The sequence below is a fragment of the Mycetocola sp. 2940 genome, from assembly GCF_040548835.1.
In the GTDB taxonomy this organism is placed as follows: Bacteria; Actinomycetota; Actinomycetes; order Actinomycetales; family Microbacteriaceae; genus Mycetocola_A.
Genome location: NZ_JBEPSK010000002.1, coordinates 101333 through 124422 on the forward strand (window position 1 = coordinate 101333; position 23090 = coordinate 124422).

A 23090-nucleotide genomic window follows, 5' to 3' on the forward strand; every position below is an offset into this window, starting at 1 on the left:
GCGCCGGCCGGCGTGCAAGGCTGGCGTCATGCCCGAGTCGCCAGAAGTGCAGGCCCTCGTCGAGGACCTCGGCGCGCGGCTGACCGGCCGCGAGATCGTCGACGTCGACGTCGCGGAGTTTCGCGTGACGAAGACCCGGGCGCGTCCACCGTCGTCGCTCGTCGGCGAGCGGATGCGGGGCGCTGCCAGGCACGGCAAGCACGTGGATCTGCGCGTGGGTGACGCGCAACACCTGGTTGTGTCGCTCGGTCGGCACGGCTGGGCGCGGTACCCGAACGCGAACGGCGATGCTGCGACGGATAGCTCCGACGCACCGACGCTGGTGGCCCTCACCTTCGACGACGGCCACGTCCTCGAACTCACCGACGCCGGAGAGTGGGTGTCGCTCGGCTGCTGGATCGTCGACAATCCGGCCGAGGTGCCGGCGATCGCCAAACTCGGCCCAGACCCCGCAGCGCCCGGGTTCTCGCGGGCTGACTTCGATCGGACGGTGACCGGGCGTCGAAAACAGATCAAGGCAGTGCTGCAGGAGCAGGAGTCCCTCGCCGGGATCGGCAACGCGTACTCCGACGAGATCCTGCACGCGGCGAAGATCTCACCGCTCGACCACGCCGCCGCCCTGACGATAGCCCAGCTGGACCGACTCTTCGAGTCGACGGTCAGCACGCTCACCGCGGCGATCAAGGCTCGCCGCGGCATCCCGATTTCGGACCTCAAAGCAGCGAAGATCTCGGCGATGCGCGTACACGGCAAGGCGGGGGAGCCGTGCCCGGCCTGCGGCGACACCATCCGCGAATTCTCATTCGCGAGCACCACGGCCGAGTACTGCCCGACCTGCCAGACCGGCGGCGCGCTGCTTCCACTGAAAGCGGCGTGACGCGGCGACACCTTCCGGCTGGCCGCCGTTCGGAGTAGCGTCAGCACGACAGGCGGGTTCGCCGCCCCGGACATCGGAGTTCGAATGCCGACCCTTTCCACCTACGGGCAGGCGATCGCGTCGACCACGGTCGCCCTGCAACAGTTGCTCTCCGCCGCGCCCGCGAAGCTGCAGGTGACGGCACGCACTCCGGATGCTGCCCGCATCGGCATCTCCGGGGCATCCGTCAACCTGTTCCTCTATCACGACGACCTCACCGGATACCGCGACGGCCACGAACCACCCGGCACGACCCACAACATCGCCGAGTTGTTCTACCTCCTCAGCGCCTACCCGGGTGACACGTCGGACGCGGATGCCGTCAGCCACCGCGCATTCGGAACCGCCCGATCCGTCGTGCAACAGAGCCCGGTGCTCCCGGTCCCACTCGGGGAACGGACGACGAATGTGCAGTTGCGCAGTCATTCGATCAGCACCGACCACCTCACCGCCCTCTGGCTCGCATCGGCGATGCCGCTCCGGCTGTCGTTCGGGATCGTTGCGACGTTCACGGTGAGCGGCTGAACCCTGGCTAGTCCAGTGTGCCGGTGAGCCGGCCGTGGAGCAGCGTCGACCGCTCATCAAGCCCGGTGAATTCGACTCTGGCGCCGTGGGCGGCGTACTTCGACTCGACCGAGTCGAGCACCGCGACCGTGGACGCGTCCCAGATCTGCGCTGCCGTGAAGTCGACGGCGACCCGGGCAGGGTCGACGCCGTACGAGAACTGCTCGACGAGGTCGTTGCTCGAGCCGAAGAACAGTGGGCCGGTGACCGTGTAACTGACCGATGCACCGTCGTCCGACAGCCGGCGATCCACCCGGGCGACGTGTGCAACCCGGCGAGCGAAGAGAACCATCGCCAGGAGCACGCCGGCGGCGACGCCGATGGCGAGGTTGCCGGTGGCCACGACCACGCCGACCGTCGTGAGCATGACGATCGTTTCGGGCAGCGGCATCCGACGAAGGGTGGACGGTGCGACGCTGTGCCAGTTGACCGTGGTGATCGCCACGACCATCATCACCGCCGCCAGTGCGATCATCGGGATCTGCTCCATCAGGTCACTGAGAACCGTTACGAGGAGCAGTAGGAAGACGCCGGCGACGAAGGTGGAGATCCGCGTGCGGGCTCGGCCGAGCTTCACGTTGACGACGGTCTGGCCGATCATGGCGCAGCCGGCAATTCCTCCGTAGAAACCGGCGAGGATGTTCGCGATGCCGAGTGCCCAGGATTCGCGTCCCTTGGCCGACCGGGTTTCGGTGATGTCGTCGACGAGTTTCGCGGTGAGGAGCGTCTCCATCAGACCGACGAAGGCGACGCTGAGTGCTGTTGGCAGGATGATCTGCACCGTCTCCAGGTTGAGCGGCACGAGCAGGGAAGTGACCCCGGGCAGCCCGCCGGCGATGTCGCCCTCGTCACCGACGGTCGGGACCGAGAGGTGCGCCACCATGGTGATCGTTGTGGCGACCACGATGGCGACGAGCGGGGCTGGCACCGCGGTGGTGAACCGGGGCAGGACGAGCACGATGAGGATCGTGAGCACGAACAGCGGGTAGACGAGCCAGGGCACACCGAGAAGGTGGGGCACCTGCGCCGTGAAGATGAGGATGCCGAGCGCATTCACGAAGCCGATCATCACCGAGCGGGGAATGAACCGCATGAGCCGGGCCAGGCCGGCGACACCGAACAGGATCTGGATGATGCCGGCGAGCAGAACCGCGGGCAGCAGGTATTCGACCCCGTGCTCCTTCACGAGCGGGGCGACCACGAGGGCGACCGCACCGGCCGCCGCGGTGATCATGGCGGGCCGGCCGCCGAGGATCGACATCGAGATGGCCAGGACGACGGATGCCACGAGGCTCACCTTGGGGTCGACCCCGGCGATCACCGAGAACGAGATGACTTCGGGAATGAGGGCGAGGGTGGTGACGACGCCGGCGAGCACTTCGACGCTCAGCGCCTTCGGGTGGCGGAGCGTGAACAGGACAGAGGGGGCAAGTGGGGTGTCCGCGCGGGCGGAACCGGCTGAACGAGGCTGCACTGTGCCACTGTATGCGCTCGCCGCATCCGCGGTGCCGCCCTAGGCTGGTCGGATGCCGTCTTTCCGCGTGACCGTGACCATCGGTGCGCTCCGACCGGGTGTCCAGCCGGAGGCAGTTCTGCCGTTCGCCGCCGCCGCAGCCGCCAGGATTGCCGTAGTGGAGGCATCCGACCTCGCGGTCGTGCGCGGAGCCGCCCGCATCGTGATCCGTTTCACCGCCGACGACGTGGGTGTCGGGTGGCGGGTGGGCTCCGAGGTCGTCGACCGGCTCACCGACGTCGCAGAGCCGCAGACGTGGGCGGTGACGGTGCGGGACGGCGGCCGCTGGTATCCGGTATCCGCGCCGGAGCCGGACTTTCCCGCCCCATGACGGTGCTGGTGACGTCCCGGTGCCCAGCCAGATGGCCTCCTCTCGAGTCGGCCTCTTCTGGGTCAACCCCATAAAAGGGATAGCGGCCCGTCGCGTTCGGTCAATACGCTGAAGGTCCCATGTCAGCCACCCGTCTGCCCCCGGATGAGCCCACCGTTGCGCCGCCCCTGCTCGGGCGTGAGCGGCAACTGTCGGCTGTCTCCGGGGCGGTCGCCCGGGTACGTGCGGGCAGCGCCCAGTTCGTCCTGATCGAAGGCGAGTCGGGATTCGGCAAATCCGCCCTGCTCCGCGCCGCGGCGGCAACGGTCGCACTCTGGCCCACCCGTTCCGCGATCGCGGACCAGAACGAAGCCGACCTGCCGTACGGGGTCCTCAACCAATTGCTGCGCCAGGTCGACGACCCGGACGAGCTCGATCCGATGCTCCGCGGAGGAATCCCACCCGACGTGCCCGCCATGGTCGCCGGTGCCGCGCTGCTGAACCTGATCGACAGCAGCGAAGGCGCCACCTGTGTCACGATCGACGACGCGCAGTGGGTGGACCAGCCATCAGCCGATGCCCTGTGGTTCGCCGGGCGGCGCTCCTTCCGAGACCGCCTGCTCGTCCTCATCGCCGCACGACCCGACGAGACGGCGTTCCTCGAACGGGTGCGCGTCCTCGTCGCCGAAGAGGAACGGGGAGCGCGCCTGCAGGTTGGGGGGCTGAGTGTCGATTCGGTGGCCGCGCTGCTGAAACGACGGACGGGCCGGGCCGCGCCCCGCCGCCTCGCATCAGGTCTCGTCGCTGCCACCGACGGCAACGCCCTCCACCTTCAGACCCTGCTGAACCAGGCGGTGTCCGGCTCCGATCCGCTCGACTCCCTCGACCGGATGCTGCGAGGCACTCCACCCGCCGCCCCCGGTTTCCGCTCCGTCACCCGGGAAACGCTCCATGGCCTTCGCCCGGCCGCGCGCGCCGTGCTCGAGATCGTCGCCGTGCTCCACGACACCGCGTCTATTCCCGACCTCGCAGCCATCGCCGAGCGATATGGCGCACACGCCTTGACCGGTGGCGACATCGACGAAGCGTGCGCGACAGGTTTCCTGACTCTTGCGGACGACGATTCGGTGGTCCGCATGCAACATGAGCGGGTACGCGCTGTCCTCGTGGCCGGTCTTGCTCTGCAGGCCAAACAAGAGATCCACGCGGCGGCAGGGGCGGTTCTCGGCGGCCACCGTGGGCTTGACCACCGGGCGCTCGCTGCTGCCGGTCCCGACGAGGCTCTCGCCGAGGAACTTGAAACGGCGGCCCGGCTGGCCGCGGCCGAGCACCAGGTCGACCGCGCCTTCCGTTACGCGCGATGGGCCGCCTTGTTCAGCGGCACCCCGGTCAATAAAGAACGTCGCACCGTTGACGCGGGAGTCCACGCCATCGCCGCTCGCCGGCACGACCTTCTTCCAACGGCGTTGCCGGAGTTCCGGAATCTCAGCGCGGGAACCGAGCGGGAAGTTCTCCTCGGCAACGCTGCGCTCGCAACCGGCGATATGGCATCCGCCGTCCAGTATCTGGAGGTGGCCGCCGGATCGACCCCGACCGGAACGACCCGGCAGCGGATCATGCGGGCAACCGCTCACCAGACGCTCGCCGAGCTGGCCCTGATGGGCGACGACTTTGAACGAAGCCTCCGACACTCGGCTGCGGTTCTTGACGCTCTTTCCGAACTGCGCCCCAGCACCGATCCGACCGACACCGTGAGCGTCGACCTCGACGAATTCGAAGCCGTCGCGGTGTCCATGCGAACGCTTGCGGCGTGGCAGTCCGGCCAGGCGGACCACCGCAGGGATCGACTCGACGATCTCATCGCCAAAGCCCACCGTGGTGCGCTCCAGCCGCGGCACGCGGTCCTGATGCTGACCCGGGGATACTTGCATCGCCAGCAGCGCCACCTGACGGAGGCCATCGCCGATCTCGAGACAGGCATCATGCTTGCCGACTACGGTCGGCCCGAACTGTCGGCTTATGGGCGAATGGAACTGGCGCTTGCGCAATTCCGGGACGGACAGTGGGATGCTGCGGCGGCCACGGCCGCCGCAGCCGTCTCCATTTCGGACGACGTCGAAAACCCTGGCGCGCGCGCCTCGGCCTACGCGGTCGCCGCCTTCGTTCCGGCGGCTCGCGGCGACCTTCACGCGGCGCAGAACTGGCTCACCGACGCGGCCGCCATGCCCGCGCCGGTGGTGAACAACGGCTACCTCCGGCTGGCGGACTTCGCCCGCGCGCTCCTGGCGCGGGCCTCGGGTGACTCAGGGACGGCAGCGTTCCTGGCCCGCCGGGCGATCGCCCGCGAACCGGTGCACGCCCAGATCGAACATGCGTGGTGGGAGGAGCTTCTCGCGGATGCCATGGGGCCGGCGAATCCGCCCGCGGTCGACGCCCTCGCCGTGCTGAGCAGCCGCGAACGGGAAGTCGCCCACCTTGCGGCACAGGGACTGACGAATCGGGAGGTCGCAGGCCGGCTGTTCGTCTCGGTGAAGGGCGTCGAGTACCACATGGGCAACGTGCTGGCGAAGCTCGGGTTGTCGTCGCGCCGCGGTATCCGCGGCATCATCGAGGGGAACTAGGGACATTCCCTAGGCACGCACCGCCGGCGATGGGGAACACTGGAAACAGCGGAATAATCCGGTGACGTGTTCTTGCGGGGCAGCTTGAACACGTCGTCGGGTGGACTGTGAAAATTCCTGTTCCCTAACAGGTGGATCTCCCCGGTACCCCGGCTGTCGACGCCGAAGTGCCGGGGAATCCCCATTTCTGCCCTCGCGCGGTTCAGCGGGGATCCTCGGGATCGCTACGATTGAGGCCATGGTGAGCATGGCGGAATCGTTGGTGCGCCTGTCGGAACTCGCCGCCTCCCCGGTCGTCTCGACGGTGGCATCCGCCTTCGCCGACGCCGGATTCGAACTGTCTCTGGTCGGCGGTCCGGTGCGGGATGCCATGCTCGGCCGCATCGTCAGCGACCTGGACTTCACGACGAACGCCTCGCCAGACGAGATCCTCACGGTCGTCAGCCCGATCTCCGACGCGCAGTGGGACATCGGGCGGGAGTTCGGCACGATCGGGGCGCGCGTTCCGACCGGCACCGGCTCCGAAATCGTGGAGATCACCACCTATCGGGCGGATGCCTACGACGGCGTCACGCGCAAACCCGTCGTCGCGTTCGGCGACAGCCTCGAGGATGACCTCAGACGCCGGGACTTCACGGTCAACGCCATGGCGTTGCGGGTGCCCGACGTGAAACTCGTCGACCCGTGCGGCGGCGTCGAGGACCTGATCAGCCACCTCCTCCGGACCCCGAGCACCCCGGCCGTGAGCTTCGGGGACGACCCGCTCCGGATGATGCGCGCCGCCCGGTTCGCCAGCCAGCTCGGCTTCGTCGTCGATGCCGAAACGCAGGCCGCGATGGTCGACATGGCAGACAGCATCCGGATCGTGTCAGCGGAACGCGTGCAGGGCGAACTCTCGAAGCTGCTGCTCACCGACGAGCCGCGCACCGGCATCGAGCTTCTGGTCGAAACCGGCCTGGCCGAGATCGTGTTGCCCGAGGTCCCGGCGCTGCGCCTCGAAATCGACGAACACCACCACCACAAGGATGTCTACCAGCACTCCCTCACGGTTCTCGAGCAGGCGATCGGCTACGAAAAATCCCGGCACCCGGGCGAAACCCCCGACCTGACGCTGCGGATCGCCGCGCTGCTGCACGACATCGGCAAGCCCGCCACCCGGCGGCTTGAGCCCGGGGGAGCGGTGAGTTTCTACCACCACGACATGGTCGGGTCGAAGCTCGCGAAGAAGCGGCTCACCGCGCTCCGCTACGACAACGAGACCATCAAGGACGTGTCCCGGCTGATCGAACTGCACCTGCGGTTCTTCGGCTACACCGAGGGCGCCTGGACCGACTCCGCCGTCCGCCGGTATGTGCGCGACGCCGGGCACTTGCTCGAACGCCTGCACATCCTCACCCGCGCCGACGTGACCACCCGCAACCGCCGCAAGGCTGATCGCCTCGGGTTCGCCTACGACGACCTCGAGACGCGCATCGCTGAGCTCCGCGAGCAGGAGGAGATGGAGGCGGTGCGTCCCGACCTCGACGGAAACGCGATTCAGCGGGTGCTGGGGATCCGGCCTGGTCGCGACGTGGGCGAGGCCTACAAGTGGCTCCTCGAGCTCCGCCTCGACGAAGGCCCGCTCGGTGAGGAAGAAGCCGAACGTCGCCTTCGGGCCTGGTGGGCCGACCGTTCGGTGTGACGGGCGTTCCGGTGCAGCAGAATGGTGGAGACGGGCTCTAGCCTGAATCCATGACTGCTTTCCAGCGACCGAACAAGCACGACCCCAGCACGATGGCCTTCTCCAGTCAGGCAGTGCACGCCGGCAACGCCATCGACGCCGGGTCTGGGGCGATCCGCACGCCGATCGTCATGGCGAACTCGTACGCGCTGCCCGAGGATGCGTCGACCATCAGCTGGTCCGGCACCGACGTTCCGCTGTACACCCGCAACTCGGGCACGAATCAGCAGGGACTGCAGGCCAAACTGGCCGCGCTGGAGCACGGGGACGACGCCGTCGTCCTGGCCAGCGGCGTCGCCGCCCTGCACGGCGTCTTCTTCACCGTTCTCAGGAGCGGCGACCATGTCGTCGTCGGCGACGTCACCTATGAGGCGATCTACCGGTTGTTCGCCGAACTGCTTCCCGAGAAGTACGGGATCACGGCGACCTTCGTCGACTCCTCCGATCCGGATGCCGTGCGGGCCGCCCTTCGCCCCGAGACCGCCCTCGTGCACGTCGAAGTGATCGGCAACCCGACCACGAAGGTCACCGACATCGGCGCGATCGCTGCGGTCGCCCACGACGCCGGCGCGCTTCTCAGCGTCGATTCGACCTTCACCCCGCCGCCGCTGTTCCGCCCGCTCGAACATGGTGCCGACCTCGTCGTGCACTCGCTCACCAAGTACATCAACGGTCACGGGGATGCGATGGGCGGTGCGGTGATCGGCCGGCGGGACCTCATCCAGCGGATCAAGTCGGATGCCATGGTCGACGTCGGCGGGGTGATCTCGCCGTTCAACGCGTGGCTGATCATGCGTGGCTCGGTGACGTTGCCTCTGCGCCTCGCCCAGCACCAGGCATCCGCTCAGAGAATCGCTGAATTCCTGCAGGCCGACCCGCGGATCGCGTTCGTCGCCTACCCGGGTCTGGCGGAGCATCCGCAGCACGACGTCGCTTTGCGTCTGTTCGAGGGGAGAGGCTTCGGCGGCATGATGGCCTTCGCGGTCTCCGGCGACGCGGCGACGCAGGACCGGTTCGTTGCGAACCTGCGCGTGGTCACCTCGGCCGTCTCTCTCGGGCACGACGAATCGCTCATCGTGCACGTCGCCGGCGGGGCAGATGCCCGGCCACGCGTGGCGTTCTACCCGGAAGAATTCCGCACCTGGGGGCATCTGCGGTTCTCGGTCGGGCTCGAAGACCCTGACGACATCATCGCCGACCTTTCGGCAGCGCTCGACGCCACCTGGGACTGAGCCGCGGCGTCGTTCCTGCGTTTTTTCTGAGGCCGGCTTGACCGATCGAAAAAGCCGGGGTACAGTTTTGTAAACGTTCTTGTAAACGATTACAAGCACCCTTCCGAAGATGCAAGGAAACCTCATGACCCCGGCAAAGAAGTCGACGCTCGTGCTCGTCGCCGAACGCGCCGGGGTTTCTACCGCCTCGGTGTCCCGCGTTCTCAACGGCCTCCCCGCATCGGACCGTGTCATCGAGAGCGTGCGCACTGCCGCACGAGACCTCGGCTACGTGCCGGATGCCACCGCACGGTCACTCAAGGTCGGCAAGACAGAGCAGATCGCCCTGGCCGTCGCCGACGTGGGAAACCCCGTCTACGTCGCCATGATGCACGAAGTCTCCCGGGTGATCGCGAAAGACGGGTACCGGCTCGTACTCTCCTCAACGGGCGGCGCGGTGCAGGACGAGATCGACCTCCTCGACGGACTCAACCGGGGCTTCGCCGACGGACTGATCCTCAGCCCGCTGCGGGTCACCGACGACCTCGTCGCCCGGCTCCGCGACAGCCGGCTGCCGATCGTCATCATCGGTTCGCTGCCCGACGGCGTCGAACTCGACAACGTCCGCGCAGACTCGGTGCGCGGTATGGGCCTCGCGGTGAAGCACCTGGCCCGCCAGGGCAGACGGCACATCGCCTTCGTCAACGGACCCGTCGACACGGTCCCCGGTGCCGCCCGGCTCGGCGGCTACCTCAAAGCCATGGCGAAACGGGATCTCGTCATCGACCCCGACGCCCAGGTCAGCGCCTCCGACTTCACGTTCAAGGCGGGACTCGAGGCCGCCGAAATTCTGCTCAGCCGATCCACCCCTGACGCCATTGTCTGCGCCAACGACCTGCTCGCGGTCGCCACCATGAAGGTTCTGGCCCAGCGCGGACTCAGCGTCCCCGGCGACGTCGCCCTTGTCGGAATGGACGACACCGACATCGCCGAACTCGCCAACCCCTCTCTCACAAGCGTCAACCTCGGATCCGTCGCCCGCGCCCGCGCTGCGGCGAAGCTCCTGCTGCGACGCCTGAACGAACCAGGAGCCCCCGTGAAGCAAGTCGTCATCGAACCCAGCCTCACCGTCCGTGAATCATCCGTCCACGCCACCGAGGCGGTCCTCTCATGACCCAGAACACCCTCATGCGCCCGGCCCTTCCGGTGCGCCGGCGCAAGGGCAGGGGAGTGGGAGGCCCGGGCGGCGGCAGCAACCGCGACGCCTGGATGCTGGTGCTTCCCGCACTCATCCCGATCGTGCTGTTCAGCGTGTACCCGCTCGTCCAAGGCATCCTGCTCGGTTTCACCGACGCCAAGGCCGGACTCAACGTTCCGGTCAGCTTCAACGGGGTCGACAACTACGTGCGGCTGCTCGACAACGAGTTGTTCTGGAACTCGTTCCGGATCGGCCTGATCTGGGCCTTCGGCGTCACCACTCTGCAGTTCCTCGCCTCGCTCGGGCTGGCGCTCCTGCTCAACCTCGACCTCAAACTCCGGTGGCTCGCGCGCACCCTCGCGCTCGTGCCCTGGGCGATGCCGCCCGTCGTGATCGCGATCATGTGGCGGCTCATGCTCAACCCGACGTATGGCCCGATCAACGAGTCGCTTCGGGCGCTCGGCCTCCCTGGAGACATCAACTGGCTCGGCAGCTTCGCCACCGCCCTCCCCGCCGTCATCGTCGTCGGCGTGTGGGCTGGCATGCCGCAGACCACCATCACCCTGCTGGCCGGCCTGCAGAACGTTCCCGGCGAACTGCATGAGGCGGCCGCGATCGACGGCGCTACCGGTTGGCAGCGGTTCTGGCACGTCACCCTCCCCTCGCTCCGGCCGATCATCGTGGCGATCACCACGCTCGACCTGATCTGGAACTTCAACTCATTCGCGCTCGTCTTCGTGCTCACGGCCGGCGGGCCGGGCGGGCAGACGATGCTGCCCATGCTCTTCGCCTACAACGAGGCGTTCCGGTACGGCAACTTCGGCTACGCGGCAGCCATGGGCAACGTGATGGTGATCGTCATCGCGATCTTCCTCTTCATCTATCTGCGCAGCCAGGCAAGGAGCCGACTCTCATGACCCAGACCGTTGTCCGACCGGCCACCCGGCAGCTGCCGTCGGCCAAGCGGCAGCGTCGCATCTCTCGCCCGCTGCAGTACGTCGCGCTCCTCGCGTACATCGTCTTTCTCGGCTTCCCGCTGCTGTTCCTGCTCGTCACCGCGTTCAAGACGCCGCAGGAGCTCCTGTCTCCCAACCCGTCGTTCCTGCCTGAAAGCCTCAACTTCGACAACTTCGTGCAGGCCATTGAAAAGGCCAACCTCGTCCAGGCCGCAGCCAACAGTCTGTTCGTCGCGGTCGCGACGACGGTCATCGTCACGCTGATCTCGCTGCCGGCCGCTTATGCGCTTGCGCGGTTCCGAACGAAGCTCCGAGGCCTCGCCACCGGGTGGATCCTGCTCAGCCAGGTGTTCCCATTCATCCTCATCATCATCCCGCTGTTCCTCGTGCTCAAGCAGATCGGGCTCGTGAACAACCTGTTCGGGCTTGTGATCGTCTACGCGGTCTGGTCGCTTCCGTTCGCCCTCTGGATGCTGCAGGGTTACGTCGCTGGCATCCCCGTCGAACTCGAGGAGGCCGGGGCGATGGACGGTGGCGGACGCTTGCTCGTGCTGCGCACGATCGTGCTCCCGCTCCTCGCCCCCGGACTCGTCGCGACGAGCCTGTTCACGTTCATCTCGGCCTGGAACGAGTTCTTCTTCGCACTCGTGCTCATCCAGGACCCCGCCCTCCAGACCCTGCCGCTGACCCTCGCCCGTTTTGTCGGCGCCGAGGGCCAGGTGCAGCTCGGCCAGCTCGCGGCGGCGTCGCTCCTGGCCACCATTCCCAGCCTTGTCTTCTTCGCCCTCATTCAGCGCCGGCTCACTTCAGGGCTGCTGAACGGAGCGGTCAAGGGTTGACCCACCGCGCCCCACGTCGCCGTGGAGCGCTTTTCCACAGCACACATCGACAAAGGAGTACACCATGAGAAGACAGGCTTACCTGTCCGTCGGCGCCGTCGCCGTCGCCACCCTGCTCGCCGGCTGCGCTTTCGGAGGCGGCGCCGCCCCCGAAGAGACCGCGGACGAGGGTCCGGTCGAGATCACCTTCCAGAGCCTCGCCTATCAGGACACCACCGTCGCCGCGACCGAGGAGATCGTCGACAGCTGGAACGAGGAGAACCCCGACATCCAGGTGAAGCTGACCCAGGGCAGCTGGGACAACGTTCACGACCAGTTGGTCACTCAGTTCCAGGGCGGCACGGGTCCGGACGTCATCCACGACGAGTCGTCCGACATCCTCGGGTTCGCGAACCAGGGCTACCTTGCCGACATCGGCCCGTACCTCAGCGAAGAGACCAAGGGCGCCGTCTCCGACGACGTCTGGGAGACCGTCACCACCGGTGACGGCAAGGTCATCGCCGCGCCGACGCTTCTGCAGACCTACGTCGTCTTCGCCAACGAGGATGCCTTCGCCAAGGCGGGAGTCGAGGTTCCTGCCGGCGACGAGCTCAGCTGGGATGACCTGCAGGCCCTGTCGAAGGACCTCACCACCGGCGGCCAGTTCGGCGTCGGCTGGGGCCTCAAGCAGCCCACCGCAGCGATCATGAACACCGCACTCGGCTTCGACGGCGGCTTCTTCGACGTCGAAGAGGATGGCACCGCCACGATCGAGGTCGGGGACGAAGAACTCGCCGTGCCTGACGCCATCCACGCCATGGCCTACGAGGACAAGTCGCTCGACCCGGTGACGCTCACCCAGAGCGGATCCGACGTCATGCCCGGCTTCCTCGGTGGCTCATACGCGATGTACATCGGCGGAAACTTCCTCGCCCAGCAGATCACCGAGAGCGCGCCCGAGGGGTTCAACTGGACAGTTCTTCCCCCGCTCGCCGGCAGCGCAGGCCCCGTTCAGGCGGCCAACCCGCAGACGATGTCCGTTGCGGCCGAGAGCAAGCACGTGGAGCAGTCAGCCAAGTTCATCGACTACTTCATGAACGCCGAGAACCAGGCGAAACTCGCCCTCGGCGACTGGCTGATCCCGGCATCCGCTGACGCCCGCGCCGAGCTCGAGTCGCAGACCGCCGACCAGAACGGCTGGGCGGAACTGCTCAAGACCGGTGAAAACCTGTCGGGTGCGCCGTTCCAGAAGGCGACGAACTACCCGCAGTGGAAGGACCAGTACGCCACTCCTGGCCTCCAGCAGTACTTCGCCAACTCAATCACCCGCGAGCAGCTGGCGGAGCAGCTGACCGCCGGCTGGGACTCCGTTTCCGGCTGACCCTCCGTGGCCCGCCCCGCGCGGGCGGGCCACGCCCCACACTTTCGAACCACACTCACAAGGAGACACCGGATGGACCTGCTCGAGGACAAGGCAACGGGGGCGCTCGCCGGAGCGGCCGTCGGAGACGCGCTCGGAGGTGCGGCCGAAGGCAACACCCCTGAAGCCATACAGGAGCGGTACGACGGCTTCATCACCGGAATCGTTCCCCCGTTCCTCGCCGACTGGCGGAATGCCCGGCCGATTGCCCCGTACCACAAGGGCGACGGGCACATCACCGACGACACCCTGATGACCACGGCGCTCGTCGACGTGTACAGCACGGTGCGGGACCACCTCGACGCCCACGCCATCGCCGAGCACCTCGTGCCGCTGATGATCGGCGAAAAGCGCTGGATCCCTGAACTCGAAACGGAAGCCATCCTGCTCCAGCGGGTATTCCTCGCCGAGAAGTGGCTTGTCGCCCGACTGCACTACGGCCACATCGACCCGCGCGAAGCGGGCGTGGGCAACGTCGTCAACTGTGGCGCCACCATGTACATGGCGCCGATCGGCATCGCCAACGCCGGATCCCCCGACGGTGCGTATGCCGAAGCCGTCGACGTCGCCGGCGCGCACCAGTCCAGTTACGGCCGGGAGGCCGCCGGGGTCTACGCCGCGTGCATCGCCGAGGCCATGCGGCCGGGCGCCGACGTCGACTCGGTTATCGCGGTCGCCCTGCGCCTGGCGAAGGACGGCACACAGGATGCCATCGACGCGGTCGTTTCCGCGGCCGCCGGCCGCAGCGAGTGGCGCTCGTCGCTCGCTGAACTGCGCGCAGCCGTCAGCCCGTTCGACACCGTCGGCCCGAACTACCGCGCCCCGGCACGCGACGCCCGGATCCCGAGCAGGACCAAGGCCATCGAGGAACTTCCCATCGCCCTCGGGATGCTCGTCGTCGCCGACGGCGACTACCGTGAATCCGTTCTCGGGTCGATCAATTACGGACGCGACTCCGACTCCATTGCCGTGATGGCCGGGTCGATCGCCGGCGCGCTGGGAGGCCGGGCCGCTGTGCCCCAGGACTGGATCGACGGCGTCATCGAAGGAAGCCGCATCGACATCACCGCCACCGGGCCCACTATGGCCGCGGTCAGTCGAGACATCTGGGAGAAGGACCGCGCCCGGTTCGAGCAGCGCTCAGCCGGTCTGTCCTCCCTCCTCGCCCCGGCAGGGGTGCTGTAGTGCTCCGACTGAGCTGGACCCAGCCTGAGGACCTTGCCCCGCACGCCCTCCGCGCCGCCGACCTCGACGGCATCCCGGTCGACGACCTTGCCGCCGACTGGGTGGCCGCCGGGGGAGCGGAGAAACCCGCGGTCAGCGGGGCCACCCCGGACCCGGCCCCCGACGCGGTGCGCACACTGGCACGGGCAATCCTCACCGGGATCGCCGCCCGCCCGGTTCCCGGCGCCCTGCGTGCCGCCGAGCCGGACAGCTTCGACGACATCATGACACTCGCCGGCCCGCCGCCCCTGCTGTCAACCGACACCTCTCTCGACCGGATCCAGGGTGCCTGGCTCGGCCGCGCCGCCGGCTGTCTGCTCGGCAAGCCGGTGGAGAAGATCCCGCGCCACGGCATCCGTGCGATCGCGGAATCGACGGGGAACTGGCCCCTGCAGACCTACTTCACCGAGGTCGGCCTCGACCCGGAGATCGCCGGCCGGTTCCCGTGGAACCGCCGCAGCCGCCCCACCAGCCTCGTCGAGAATATCTCCGGCATGCCGGAGGACGACGACCTCAACTTTCCGCTCATCGCCCTCGACCTGCTCGAGCGGGTCGGGCCGGGCTTCACCGTCGACGACGTCGCTCAGTCCTGGCTCGCCAACCTCCCGGGCGGCCGGGTGTTCACAGCCGAGCGGATCGTCTACCGCAACCTCCTCGACGGCATCGAGCCCGAGGACGCCGCCACCGCCGGGAACCCGTTCGCCGACTGGATCGGTGCCCAGATCCGCACCGACGTCTACGGCTGGGCGTCGCCGGGCGACCCCGTCCGCGCGGCGCGACTTGCCCACGTGGACGCCTGGCTCAGCCACCGGCGGAGCGGGCTCTACGGCGCGATGTTCGCGGCGGCGGCCTGCTCGGCCGCCGTTGTCGCCTCGACGGTCGATGAGGTTCTCGACGCCGGGCTCTCGGTCGTTCCGGCTGGCAGCCGGTACACCGCCGCCATCCGGCGCGGGTCAGAGCTGGGGCGCAGCGATCTGAGCCTGGACGACGCGCTCGACGCGATCTACGCCGACTACGGTCACCTCCACTGGGTCCATGCCCTCAACAACTCGGCCCTGCTCGCCTTCGCGCTCACCCGGGGCGCCGGAGATTTCGCCGCCACCGTGACCGCCGCCGTCTCGGGCGGCTGGGACACCGACTCGGTCGGCGCCACGGCGGGCTCGATCAGCGGAGCCCTCACCGGCGCATCCGGTCTCCCCGCGTCGTGGATCGACCCGTTGCAGAACCGGCTCGCCTCCTCCGTTCCCGGCTTTGACGGCATCGGCTTCGATGAGCTTGCACGCCGCACCCTTGCACTGGGGGCCGGGGCATGAGTGTCGTCGTGCTCGGCAGCGCCAACCTCGACCTCGTCTACGCGGTCGACCGGATCCCTTCGCCTGGAGAAACGGTGCTGGCGACCGGCTTCGCGTCGTACCCCGGCGGCAAGGGCAACAACCAGGTCACCGCTGTCGCCAGGGCCGGCGCCGACGTCACCTTCATCGCCGCGTTGGGAACGGATGCCGCTGCCGACCCGCTGCTGACCTCCCTTCGAACCGCCGGTGTGCACGACCTGATCCGCCGGATCGACGAACCCACCGGGACGGCACTCATCACCGTCGACGCGTCGGCCGAGAACACCATCGTCGTCAATTCCGGAGCGAACGCGCAGCTTATCGGCCTGACCGACGCCGAGCTGTCGGCGATCGGCGAGGCGAGCTTCCTCCTGCTGCAGCTGGAGACCCCGCTGCCGACGGTGCTCGACGCCGCCCGGCATGCGAAGGCAGCGGGCACGTATGTTGTGCTCAACGCCGCCCCGATCCGGACCCTTCCGCAGGAGCTCCTCGACGCCGTCGACCTGCTCATCGTCAACGAGCACGAGGCCGACCTGCTGGCCAGCCAGCTCGACCCCACACGGACCTCTGTGCCGGTCACCGCCGACGAAGCCGCGCGCCTGGCCGGTGAGCTCGTCCGGAGCGTTCCCGCCGTCATCCTCACGCTGGGGCCTGAAGGCGCCGTCGTCCGCGAACGCGGCAGCGACACGGCGACGCACGTTCCGGGCATCCGCGTGACCGCTGTCGACACCACCGGCGCCGGTGACACCTTCTGCGGCGCGCTCGTCGCCGCACTCGACCGTTCCCCCGACCTCGACGACGCCACCCGCTTTGCCACCGCTGCGGCCGCGCTCTCGGTCCAACGGGCCGGTGCCGTCCCCTCCATCCCGCTCGAAAAGGAGATTACCGATTTCCGCGCCACGCACTGACATCGACCCCGACGAAGCCAACACCAACGAGATCAACCCGCTGGTACCCCGCGCCATCGACCTGCCCACCGTGCTTCCACCCGACGGGCGGATCGACCCCGTCGTCGGCGACATCGCGAAGATCTTCGCCGCGCCCGAGGACCCGTCCGACTGGCCGGCTTGGCGCGAGGCGCTCGACGTGTGGCGCACCGAGGCGCGCGAACGCCTGGTCTACCGTGGCACGGCATACGAACTGGACTGGGCCGGCTGGGCAGCCACCTGTTACAGCGTCGCGCTCGTCTGGCTCTGGGACGAGCGCCTCTTCGACGTCGAGCGTCAGGCATTCACGATTGACGCCTTCCTGGCCGACACCGCCGACCTCGGCGGCTTCGACGGCGTCGTGCTCTGGCACGCCTACCCGGTCATCGGCATCGACGACCGCAACCAGTTCGACTTCTACCGCGACGTCCCGGGCATCGCCGACCTCGTCGCCGCCTTCCATGACCGCGGCATCCGGGTCTTCATCGACTACAACCCGTGGGACACCGGCACGCGCCGCGCAGCCTCCGGCGACCCGACCGAACTCGCGGCCCTCGTGGGTGAGCTCGGTGTCGACGGCGTGTTCCTCGACACGATGAAGGAGGGCGACAACGCCCTCGTCACCGCGCTCACCTCCGCCACTCCTCCCCAGGTGCTCGAGGGGGAGTCCCGCGTGCCCAACGCCCGCGTCGAAGACCACCACCTCAGCTGGGCGCAGTGGTTCGCCGACAGTACGGCCCCCGGCGTAATGCGAGCGCACTGGTACGAGCGCCGCCACATGATGCACGGCACCCGCCGCTGGAACCGCGACCACAGCGACGAGCTGCAGTCCGCGTGGATGAACGGCACCGGAATCCTCGTCTGGGACACCGTGTTCGGCGTCTGGGTCGGCTGGAACGCCCGCGACAAGGCGACCCTCCGGCGGATGCTCCGCGCCCAGCGCGCGCTGTCCGTCGTGCTGATCGACGGGACCTGGTCGCCGCTCGCCGACGGAACGGATGCCGCGATCGCCGCCGGCGTGTACACCTCCCGGTTCGAGACTGACGGCCTCACCCTCTGGACGCTCGTCAACCGTGGGGACACGGACTTCACCGGCGACGCCGTCCAGCCCCTGGCCGCGCTCCTCGGCGGCACCGCCGTCGTCGACGTCACGTCCGGCAGGCGGCTCGACTCGGAACAGGTCACCGTGCCCGCCCGGGGCATCGCCGGCATCCTCGCCATCGAGGGGGAGGAACCTGCCTGGCTGGCCGGTCTCCTCGCCGAGGCCGGCGCCGACAGCCAGGACACGGATGCCACGTTCCCGGCCCGCGAGATCGTCCGCGTCCAACCGGAATCCTCGACCGGAGCGGCGCCGTCAGACGCGATCCGCGTCGAGCCGGGGCAGCGCGGACTGGCGGTGGAGCACCGCCGCCGCGAGAGCGGAATGTACGGAGAGGCGCCCTACGTCGAGGAGTGGAAACCTCTCCCGCCCCGCCTGCACGATCCGCGCAGCGAAACCGTGACCGTCGACCTCGGCCCGGTCCGGATTGCGACGAGCGAGGTGTCGCGGGCGGAATTCACGAGGTTCCTCGCCGCTACCGGCTACGAGCCGGCCGTTTCGAATCGTTTCCTCGTCGGGCCGGCCGACGAGGACGCTCCGGTCACCGGGATCAGCCTCGAGGATGCTCGGGCTTACGCCCGGTGGGCGGGGGCGCGACTCCCGACGGAGTTCGAATGGCAGGTTTCCGCGGCCGACCCGGCGTTCCGCCGCCGCGACCCGGTCGTCTGGAACTGGACCGAGAGTGAGCACACCGACGGCGTCACCCGGTTCGTCATGCTCAAGGGCGGAAGCGACCACGAGTCGACCGGGTCCGACTGGTACGTCGACGGCGGGCGGCGCGGCCCAGCGTTCAGCCTCAAATACCTCATCGCCGGCCTCGGCATCGACCGGTCGCCGAGCATCGGATTCCGACTCGCCTGGGACGAAGCGTGACCGGGGCAGGCGGGCCGCTCGACGGCATCCGCGTCCTCGACATCTCCACCCTCTTCGCCGGCCCGCTGGCAGCCACCTTCCTGGGCGACTACGGCGCCGACGTGATCAAAGTGGAACACCCGCGGAAGCCGGATGCCGCACGCGGCCACGGGCCCGCGAAGGACGGCGTCAACCTGTGGTGGAAGACGCTCGGCCGCAACAAACGCACCGTGACGATCGACCTCGGAGCGCCGGAGGGCGCGCAGTTGCTGCGCAGCCTCGTCGCCGACGCGGATGTGCTCATCGAGAACTTCCGCCCGGGAACTCTCGAACGGTGGGGCATCGGCCCGACAGAGCTGCATGCCGTGAATCCGAGGCTCGTGATCGCCCGGGTCACCGCCTTCGGGCAGGTCGGCCCCTATTCCTCCCGCCCCGGGTTCGGCAGTCTCGCCGAAGCGATGAGCGGGTTCGCCGCCCTCACCGGCGAACCCGACGGACCGCCGACCTTGCCCCCATTCGGGCTGGCCGACGGCATCGCCGCTCTCGCCACGAGCTACGCCGTCATGGTGGCGCTGCGCAGTGCCGAGGCGACGGGAACCGGGCAGGTCGTCGACATGGCCATCATCGAGCCGATCCTCATGCTCCTCGGCGGCCAGATCACCGCCTATGACCAGCTGGGCGCGGTGCAGAAACGGACCGGGAACCGGTCGGTCAACAACGCGCCCCGCAACGTCTACCGGACCGGCGACGGGGAATGGGTCGCTGTGTCCACAAGCTCCCAGTCCATCGCCGAACGGGTGATGACGCTGGTCGGGCGGCCCGACCTCGTCACCGAACCGTGGTTCGCGTCAGGCCATTCGCGGGCGCAGCACGCCGACGTGCTCGACGACGCCGTGGCCGCGTGGATCGCCGCCCGGCCGACGGCCGAGGTGTTGGCCGAGTTCGAGAAGGCGCATGCCGCCGTCGCGCCGGTGTATGACGTCCGTGGCATCCTCGCCGACCCGCAGTACGCTGCGATCGGGACGGTGCAGACCGTGGATGACGACGAACTGGGCCCGGTGAAGATGCAGAACGTGCTGTTTCGACTCTCCGGCACCCCCGGCGGCATCCGCTGGGCCGGTCGGCCCCACGGACGCGACACCGAGGACGTGCTCGAGGAGATCGGGGTCACGGCCGAGCAGCTCGCGCAACTCCGTGAACGGGGGATCGTATGACCCGCCTCGTCACCGCGCTCTATGTGCCCGGCGACCGGCCCGACCGTTTCGACAAGGCGGCCGCGTCCGGCGCCGACCTCGTCATCCTCGACCTCGAGGATGCCGTCGCACCGGACCGGAAGGACGGGGCGCGCAGGAACGTCGTCGCCTGGCTCGCCACGCGGATGCCAGGCGGCCCGCTGGTAGAGGTCCGCGTAAACGGATCGGAGGACCTGCCCGTGTTCGCCGGCCTCGACCCCGCCATCGGCGTGCGGGTTCCGAAGGTCGAGGAACCGGCGGACGTCGACCCGTTCGCCGGGCGGCCCGTCACCGCACTCCTCGAGACCGCGCGCGGTGTGGAGAACGCCGCGCTGATCGCCGCTCACCCCGCGGTGACACGCCTCGCACTCGGTGAATCCGACCTCGCCAGCGACCTGGGCAGTGCCGCAGCGGCGCTGATCGACCATGCCAGGATCCGCGTGCTCTTCGCCGCCCGCTCGGCCGGGCTACCTGCGCCGATGTTGTCCGCTTTCCCAGACATCCGCAATCTCGACGGTCTCCGCCGAGATTGTGAGCGCGGACGGGAGCTCGGCTGGTTCGGCCGCGCGGCCGTCCACCCCAGCCAGCTCGCCGTCATCGAAGAGGTCTTTGCGGCGACCGCACGCGACGTGCACTGGGCGCGAAGCGTGCTCGCCGCGCTTGACGACGGGGGAGTCAGCACGCTTCCCTCCGGGGAGATGGTCGACGCCGCCATGGCGGGCCGTGCGCGCGTGATCCTCGAACGCGCGGCCGAGACGGGAACCGCTCAGGCCTGACCGAATGTTGCCGGAAGATGAACAACCCACAGCGATGGCGTGACAATCGTGTGAAATCCTCACATATACGCTGTCAACCCCTCCCGAAGCGCCGGGATTGACCCTAGTTTAGGTGTCTGGGGGCGATGGAGCCCACGCAACAGATGGACAGGGGAGAAGCCGATGACGACTTCACAGCGGGGCGACAACAAGAAAAAAGCCACGTGGAACGTCCACGTGCATTTCGAAGCGGGCAAAGTCGACACTGACGTCGAGGTGTCCCTTGACCATCTCAAGAACGACATCGAGCGCGTGGTCGTCAACGGACGTGAGATCGGTTACGTCCACCACGTCGCGCCCGTCTACGTCGCGCTCAGCGGCCCCGACCTGGCCCGTGCCGTCGAGGTCTCCCAGAAACTGACGCTCGACCAGAGCATCCGTGACCTGCTCAACACGGTACCGATCGAGGTCATCGACCCGAGTCTGGCGCAACGCGCCTGAAGAGAAGTCGTGGTCGGCGGATACCGGGGGCACGGCATCCGCCGACCAGGACGCGGCACGACGGTTGCGCCTCAACCGTCGGCGCCGCAAGGCCTTGATGCCTGCGCCGGTCCGGCGTAGCGTCGGCGCATGACCAACAACCTGAACAACGACGATTACGTCGAACCCGTCGTGCCCGCCGACGAATACGGCGCACGTGAACCCGTCGCCCGGCCCGCCAGCGGCGATGACGACCATAACGCCGACTACACGACCACCGGCGACCCGATCGACTCCGCACAACACCGTGCCGAAGAGGATCGGCTGCATGCAACCGCCGGGCGCCCGCTGAGCGGCGAGGACGACGTCGAGGGTGATGTCGACTACACCACCCCGGGCAACCCGATCACCTCGCCCCAGCACGAAGCCGAGGAAGAAATCCCGCACGCGACGCCGGGGAACAACTCCGCCATTCCGGAGACCTGATCGGCCATTCCGTACCGCGAAAACGTGTGGTCGCGGTACGGCAGCGCCATCACGACAGCTGACACACGAGTCACACCAGTCACAACTGCTAGCCTCCAATCGCAGGACATCGGCAGAGAGAAAGACCGGAATGGCTCAGCGATTGACGAAACTGGCGACGATTGTCGTGGCATCCGCCCTCATGCTGACCGGCTGTGCGGCCGGCGCAGGCGACGCGGAGGAGCCGACAACGCTCTCGTTCCGGCTGTGGGACGAGACCGTCGCCGACGCGTATGAGGCCTCTTTCGCTGCGTTCGAGAAGGAGAACCCCGACGTCGACGTCGATGTCACCGTCGTCGGCTGGGCTGACTACTGGACCGCCCTGCGCACGGACATCGCCGAAAAGACGATGGACGACGTGTTCTGGCTCAACAACTCGTCGTTCGGCGCCTACGCCGACGCGGGCAAGCTCGTCGACATCACCGCATTGTTCGGTGATGAGGCTGAGGATGTGTGGGAGGACAGCGTCGTCACACAATTCACCCGGGGCGAAACCCTGTGGGGAGTGCCGCAGTTGTACGACGCGGGGATCGCCGTCTACTACAACACCGCTTTGCTCGAAGCGGCCGGGATGACGCCGGCTGACCTCGAGAGCCTCACCTGGTCGCCCGATGAAACCGTCGATACCTACCTGCCGGCGGCAAAAGCGCTCACGCTCGACGCGGCGGGTGTGTCGGCTGCGGCGCCCGAGTTCGACGGCATCCCGGTGCAGTACGGAACGAACCTCGCCTATGACACGCAGGCGATCATGCTCCCATTCATTGGCTCCAACGGTGGAGTCTTCCAGGAGGGCGACACTTTCACTTTCTCCGACCCCAAGACGGTTCTGGCGTTTGAATACCTCGTGAAGGCAATCAACACCGCGAAGGTCGCACCGCCCGCTGCGGAGACCAACGCCAACGGCGACTTGAGCCGCGACGCCTTTCTCGAGGGCCGAATGGCGATGTTCCAGTCAGGGCTCTACAACCTCAAGAACGTGGCCGACGGCGCCGATTTCGAGTGGGGCGTGGCATCCATGCCGAGCGGACCGGCGGGTCGGGTCTCGGTGACGAACGGTGTGGTTGTGGCCGGCAACGCAGAGTCGGAGAAGCAGGAGGCCATCGGCAAGCTCCTCACCTGGCTCGGTTCGAAAGAAGCCAACAGCTACCTCGGCGCCTCTGGCGCAGCTGTTCCCGCGGTGACCGACGCCCAGCAGGCCTACTTCGACTTCTGGGAAGGGGAGGGTGTCTCGGTGAAGCCCTTCTTCGACGTTGCGAACGGCGAGAAGACTATTGGGGCACCGCGCGGGGCGAACTACGGCAAGGGCTTCGAGGAGTTCGACCCTCTCTTCCAGGACATCTTCACCGGCGCCCTGGAGCCCGCCGCAGGTCTCACCCGGGCCGAGGGTGCGGCGAACGCCGCGATCGCCGGCTGAGCCGC

General features: G+C 68.1%; 20 protein-coding genes. 19 read left to right on the top strand and 1 reads right to left on the bottom strand.

The annotated features are described in order from the left end of the window. The first annotated feature begins 28 nt into the window (after positions 1–28). The gene (locus tag ABIE24_RS02860; RefSeq protein WP_354496623.1) at positions 29–877 is read left to right on the top strand and encodes a DNA-formamidopyrimidine glycosylase family protein; all 849 of its coding nucleotides are present in this window, start codon (positions 29–31) and stop codon (positions 875–877) included. Between the two features lie 84 nt (positions 878–961). Next, complete coding sequence (locus ABIE24_RS02865; protein WP_354496625.1) at positions 962–1441, top strand: Pvc16 family protein; 480 nt, start codon at positions 962–964, stop codon at positions 1439–1441. 7 nt (positions 1442–1448) lie between these two features. Here the strand turns inward: ABIE24_RS02865 and ABIE24_RS02870 are convergent, their stop codons facing one another. Next, positions 1449–2954, bottom strand: a complete 1506-nt coding sequence (locus ABIE24_RS02870) for a SulP family inorganic anion transporter (RefSeq protein WP_354496627.1) — start codon at positions 2952–2954, stop codon at positions 1449–1451. Positions 2955–3006: 52 nt separating this feature from the next. Between ABIE24_RS02870 and ABIE24_RS02875 the strand changes: the two genes are divergently transcribed. The 17 genes from ABIE24_RS02875 to ABIE24_RS02955 all read left to right on the top strand — a co-directional run bounded on the left by ABIE24_RS02875 (position 3007) and on the right by ABIE24_RS02955 (position 23085). Further along, a complete protein-coding gene (locus tag ABIE24_RS02875) occupies positions 3007–3324 on the top strand; it encodes a hypothetical protein (RefSeq protein ID WP_354496629.1) in 318 nt (105 codons plus the stop codon). Positions 3325–3443: 119 nt separating this feature from the next. After that, on the top strand, positions 3444–5924 hold the full coding sequence (locus ABIE24_RS02880) for an AAA family ATPase (protein WP_354496631.1): 2481 nt from the start codon (positions 3444–3446) through the stop codon (positions 5922–5924). Between the two features lie 238 nt (positions 5925–6162). Beyond that, on the top strand, positions 6163–7605 hold the full coding sequence (locus ABIE24_RS02885; protein WP_354496633.1) for a CCA tRNA nucleotidyltransferase: 1443 nt from the start codon (positions 6163–6165) through the stop codon (positions 7603–7605). Positions 7606–7655: 50 nt separating this feature from the next. Then, positions 7656–8876, top strand: coding sequence for a trans-sulfuration enzyme family protein (locus ABIE24_RS02890; protein WP_354496635.1), 1221 nt, complete (start codon positions 7656–7658; stop codon positions 8874–8876). A 124-nt stretch (positions 8877–9000) separates the two neighbouring features. After that, the gene (locus ABIE24_RS02895; RefSeq protein WP_354496637.1) at positions 9001–10029 is read left to right on the top strand and encodes a LacI family DNA-binding transcriptional regulator; all 1029 of its coding nucleotides are present in this window, start codon (positions 9001–9003) and stop codon (positions 10027–10029) included. Next, a complete protein-coding gene (locus ABIE24_RS02900) occupies positions 10026–10970 on the top strand; it encodes a carbohydrate ABC transporter permease (protein ID WP_354496639.1) in 945 nt (314 codons plus the stop codon). The genes ABIE24_RS02895 and ABIE24_RS02900 overlap by 4 nt, the downstream gene beginning before the upstream one ends. Next, positions 10967–11848, top strand: coding sequence for a carbohydrate ABC transporter permease (locus ABIE24_RS02905; RefSeq protein ID WP_354496641.1), 882 nt, complete (start codon positions 10967–10969; stop codon positions 11846–11848). Before ABIE24_RS02900 ends, ABIE24_RS02905 begins: the two co-directional genes overlap by 4 nt. 64 nt (positions 11849–11912) lie before the next feature. Beyond that, positions 11913–13208 (top strand): ABC transporter substrate-binding protein, encoded by a 1296-nt coding sequence (locus ABIE24_RS02910; RefSeq protein WP_354496643.1) that lies wholly within the window; start codon positions 11913–11915, stop codon positions 13206–13208. 72 nt (positions 13209–13280) lie between these two features. Continuing rightward, positions 13281–14432, top strand: coding sequence for an ADP-ribosylglycohydrolase family protein (locus tag ABIE24_RS02915; protein WP_354496645.1), 1152 nt, complete (start codon positions 13281–13283; stop codon positions 14430–14432). Beyond that, positions 14432–15784 (top strand): ADP-ribosylglycohydrolase family protein, encoded by a 1353-nt coding sequence (locus tag ABIE24_RS02920; protein ID WP_354496647.1) that lies wholly within the window; start codon positions 14432–14434, stop codon positions 15782–15784. The genes ABIE24_RS02915 and ABIE24_RS02920 overlap by 1 nt, the downstream gene beginning before the upstream one ends. Beyond that, positions 15781–16710, top strand: a complete 930-nt coding sequence (locus tag ABIE24_RS02925; protein ID WP_354496649.1) for a ribokinase — start codon at positions 15781–15783, stop codon at positions 16708–16710. The genes ABIE24_RS02920 and ABIE24_RS02925 overlap by 4 nt, the downstream gene beginning before the upstream one ends. Next, entirely contained in the window at positions 16652–18700 is a 2049-nt protein-coding gene (locus ABIE24_RS02930) for a formylglycine-generating enzyme family protein (protein WP_354496651.1), read from the top strand. Before ABIE24_RS02925 ends, ABIE24_RS02930 begins: the two co-directional genes overlap by 59 nt. After that, positions 18697–19893 (top strand): CaiB/BaiF CoA transferase family protein, encoded by a 1197-nt coding sequence (locus tag ABIE24_RS02935; protein WP_354496653.1) that lies wholly within the window; start codon positions 18697–18699, stop codon positions 19891–19893. Before ABIE24_RS02930 ends, ABIE24_RS02935 begins: the two co-directional genes overlap by 4 nt. Further along, positions 19890–20687 carry an HpcH/HpaI aldolase/citrate lyase family protein gene (locus ABIE24_RS02940; protein WP_354496655.1) on the top strand — a complete coding sequence of 266 codons (798 nt, stop codon included), beginning with the start codon at positions 19890–19892 and terminating at the stop codon, positions 20685–20687. The genes ABIE24_RS02935 and ABIE24_RS02940 overlap by 4 nt, the downstream gene beginning before the upstream one ends. A 162-nt stretch (positions 20688–20849) precedes the next feature. Then, the gene (locus ABIE24_RS02945) at positions 20850–21167 is read left to right on the top strand and encodes a hypothetical protein (RefSeq protein WP_354496657.1); all 318 of its coding nucleotides are present in this window, start codon (positions 20850–20852) and stop codon (positions 21165–21167) included. A gap of 129 nt (positions 21168–21296) precedes the next feature. Next, complete coding sequence (locus ABIE24_RS02950) at positions 21297–21632, top strand: hypothetical protein (protein ID WP_354496659.1); 336 nt, start codon at positions 21297–21299, stop codon at positions 21630–21632. A gap of 130 nt (positions 21633–21762) precedes the next feature. Further along, positions 21763–23085, top strand: a complete 1323-nt coding sequence (locus ABIE24_RS02955; RefSeq protein WP_354496660.1) for an extracellular solute-binding protein — start codon at positions 21763–21765, stop codon at positions 23083–23085. Positions 23086–23090: the final 5 nt, after the last annotated feature.

Excerpts from the sequence above, each read along its gene's own strand:
- ABIE24_RS02865 (WP_354496625.1), top strand. The coding sequence starts at position 962 with ATGCCGACCCTTTCCACCTACGGGCAGGCGATCGCGTCGACCACGGTC.
- ABIE24_RS02950 (WP_354496659.1), top strand. The coding sequence starts at position 21,297 with ATGACCAACAACCTGAACAACGACGATTACGTCGAACCCGTCGTGCCC.
- ABIE24_RS02885 (WP_354496633.1), top strand. The coding sequence starts at position 6,163 with ATGGTGAGCATGGCGGAATCGTTGGTGCGCCTGTCGGAACTCGCCGCC.
- ABIE24_RS02945 (WP_354496657.1), top strand. The coding sequence starts at position 20,850 with ATGACGACTTCACAGCGGGGCGACAACAAGAAAAAAGCCACGTGGAAC.
- ABIE24_RS02890 (WP_354496635.1), top strand. The coding sequence starts at position 7,656 with ATGACTGCTTTCCAGCGACCGAACAAGCACGACCCCAGCACGATGGCC.
- ABIE24_RS02915 (WP_354496645.1), top strand. The coding sequence starts at position 13,281 with ATGGACCTGCTCGAGGACAAGGCAACGGGGGCGCTCGCCGGAGCGGCC.
- ABIE24_RS02875 (WP_354496629.1), top strand. The coding sequence starts at position 3,007 with ATGCCGTCTTTCCGCGTGACCGTGACCATCGGTGCGCTCCGACCGGGT.
- ABIE24_RS02940 (WP_354496655.1), top strand. The coding sequence starts at position 19,890 with ATGACCCGCCTCGTCACCGCGCTCTATGTGCCCGGCGACCGGCCCGAC.
- ABIE24_RS02925 (WP_354496649.1), top strand. The coding sequence starts at position 15,781 with ATGAGTGTCGTCGTGCTCGGCAGCGCCAACCTCGACCTCGTCTACGCG.
- ABIE24_RS02895 (WP_354496637.1), top strand. The coding sequence starts at position 9,001 with ATGACCCCGGCAAAGAAGTCGACGCTCGTGCTCGTCGCCGAACGCGCC.
- ABIE24_RS02905 (WP_354496641.1), top strand. The coding sequence starts at position 10,967 with ATGACCCAGACCGTTGTCCGACCGGCCACCCGGCAGCTGCCGTCGGCC.
- ABIE24_RS02900 (WP_354496639.1), top strand. The coding sequence starts at position 10,026 with ATGACCCAGAACACCCTCATGCGCCCGGCCCTTCCGGTGCGCCGGCGC.
- ABIE24_RS02880 (WP_354496631.1), top strand. The coding sequence starts at position 3,444 with ATGTCAGCCACCCGTCTGCCCCCGGATGAGCCCACCGTTGCGCCGCCC.
- ABIE24_RS02860 (WP_354496623.1), top strand. The coding sequence starts at position 29 with ATGCCCGAGTCGCCAGAAGTGCAGGCCCTCGTCGAGGACCTCGGCGCG.
- ABIE24_RS02910 (WP_354496643.1), top strand. The coding sequence starts at position 11,913 with ATGAGAAGACAGGCTTACCTGTCCGTCGGCGCCGTCGCCGTCGCCACC.
- ABIE24_RS02955 (WP_354496660.1), top strand. The coding sequence starts at position 21,763 with ATGGCTCAGCGATTGACGAAACTGGCGACGATTGTCGTGGCATCCGCC.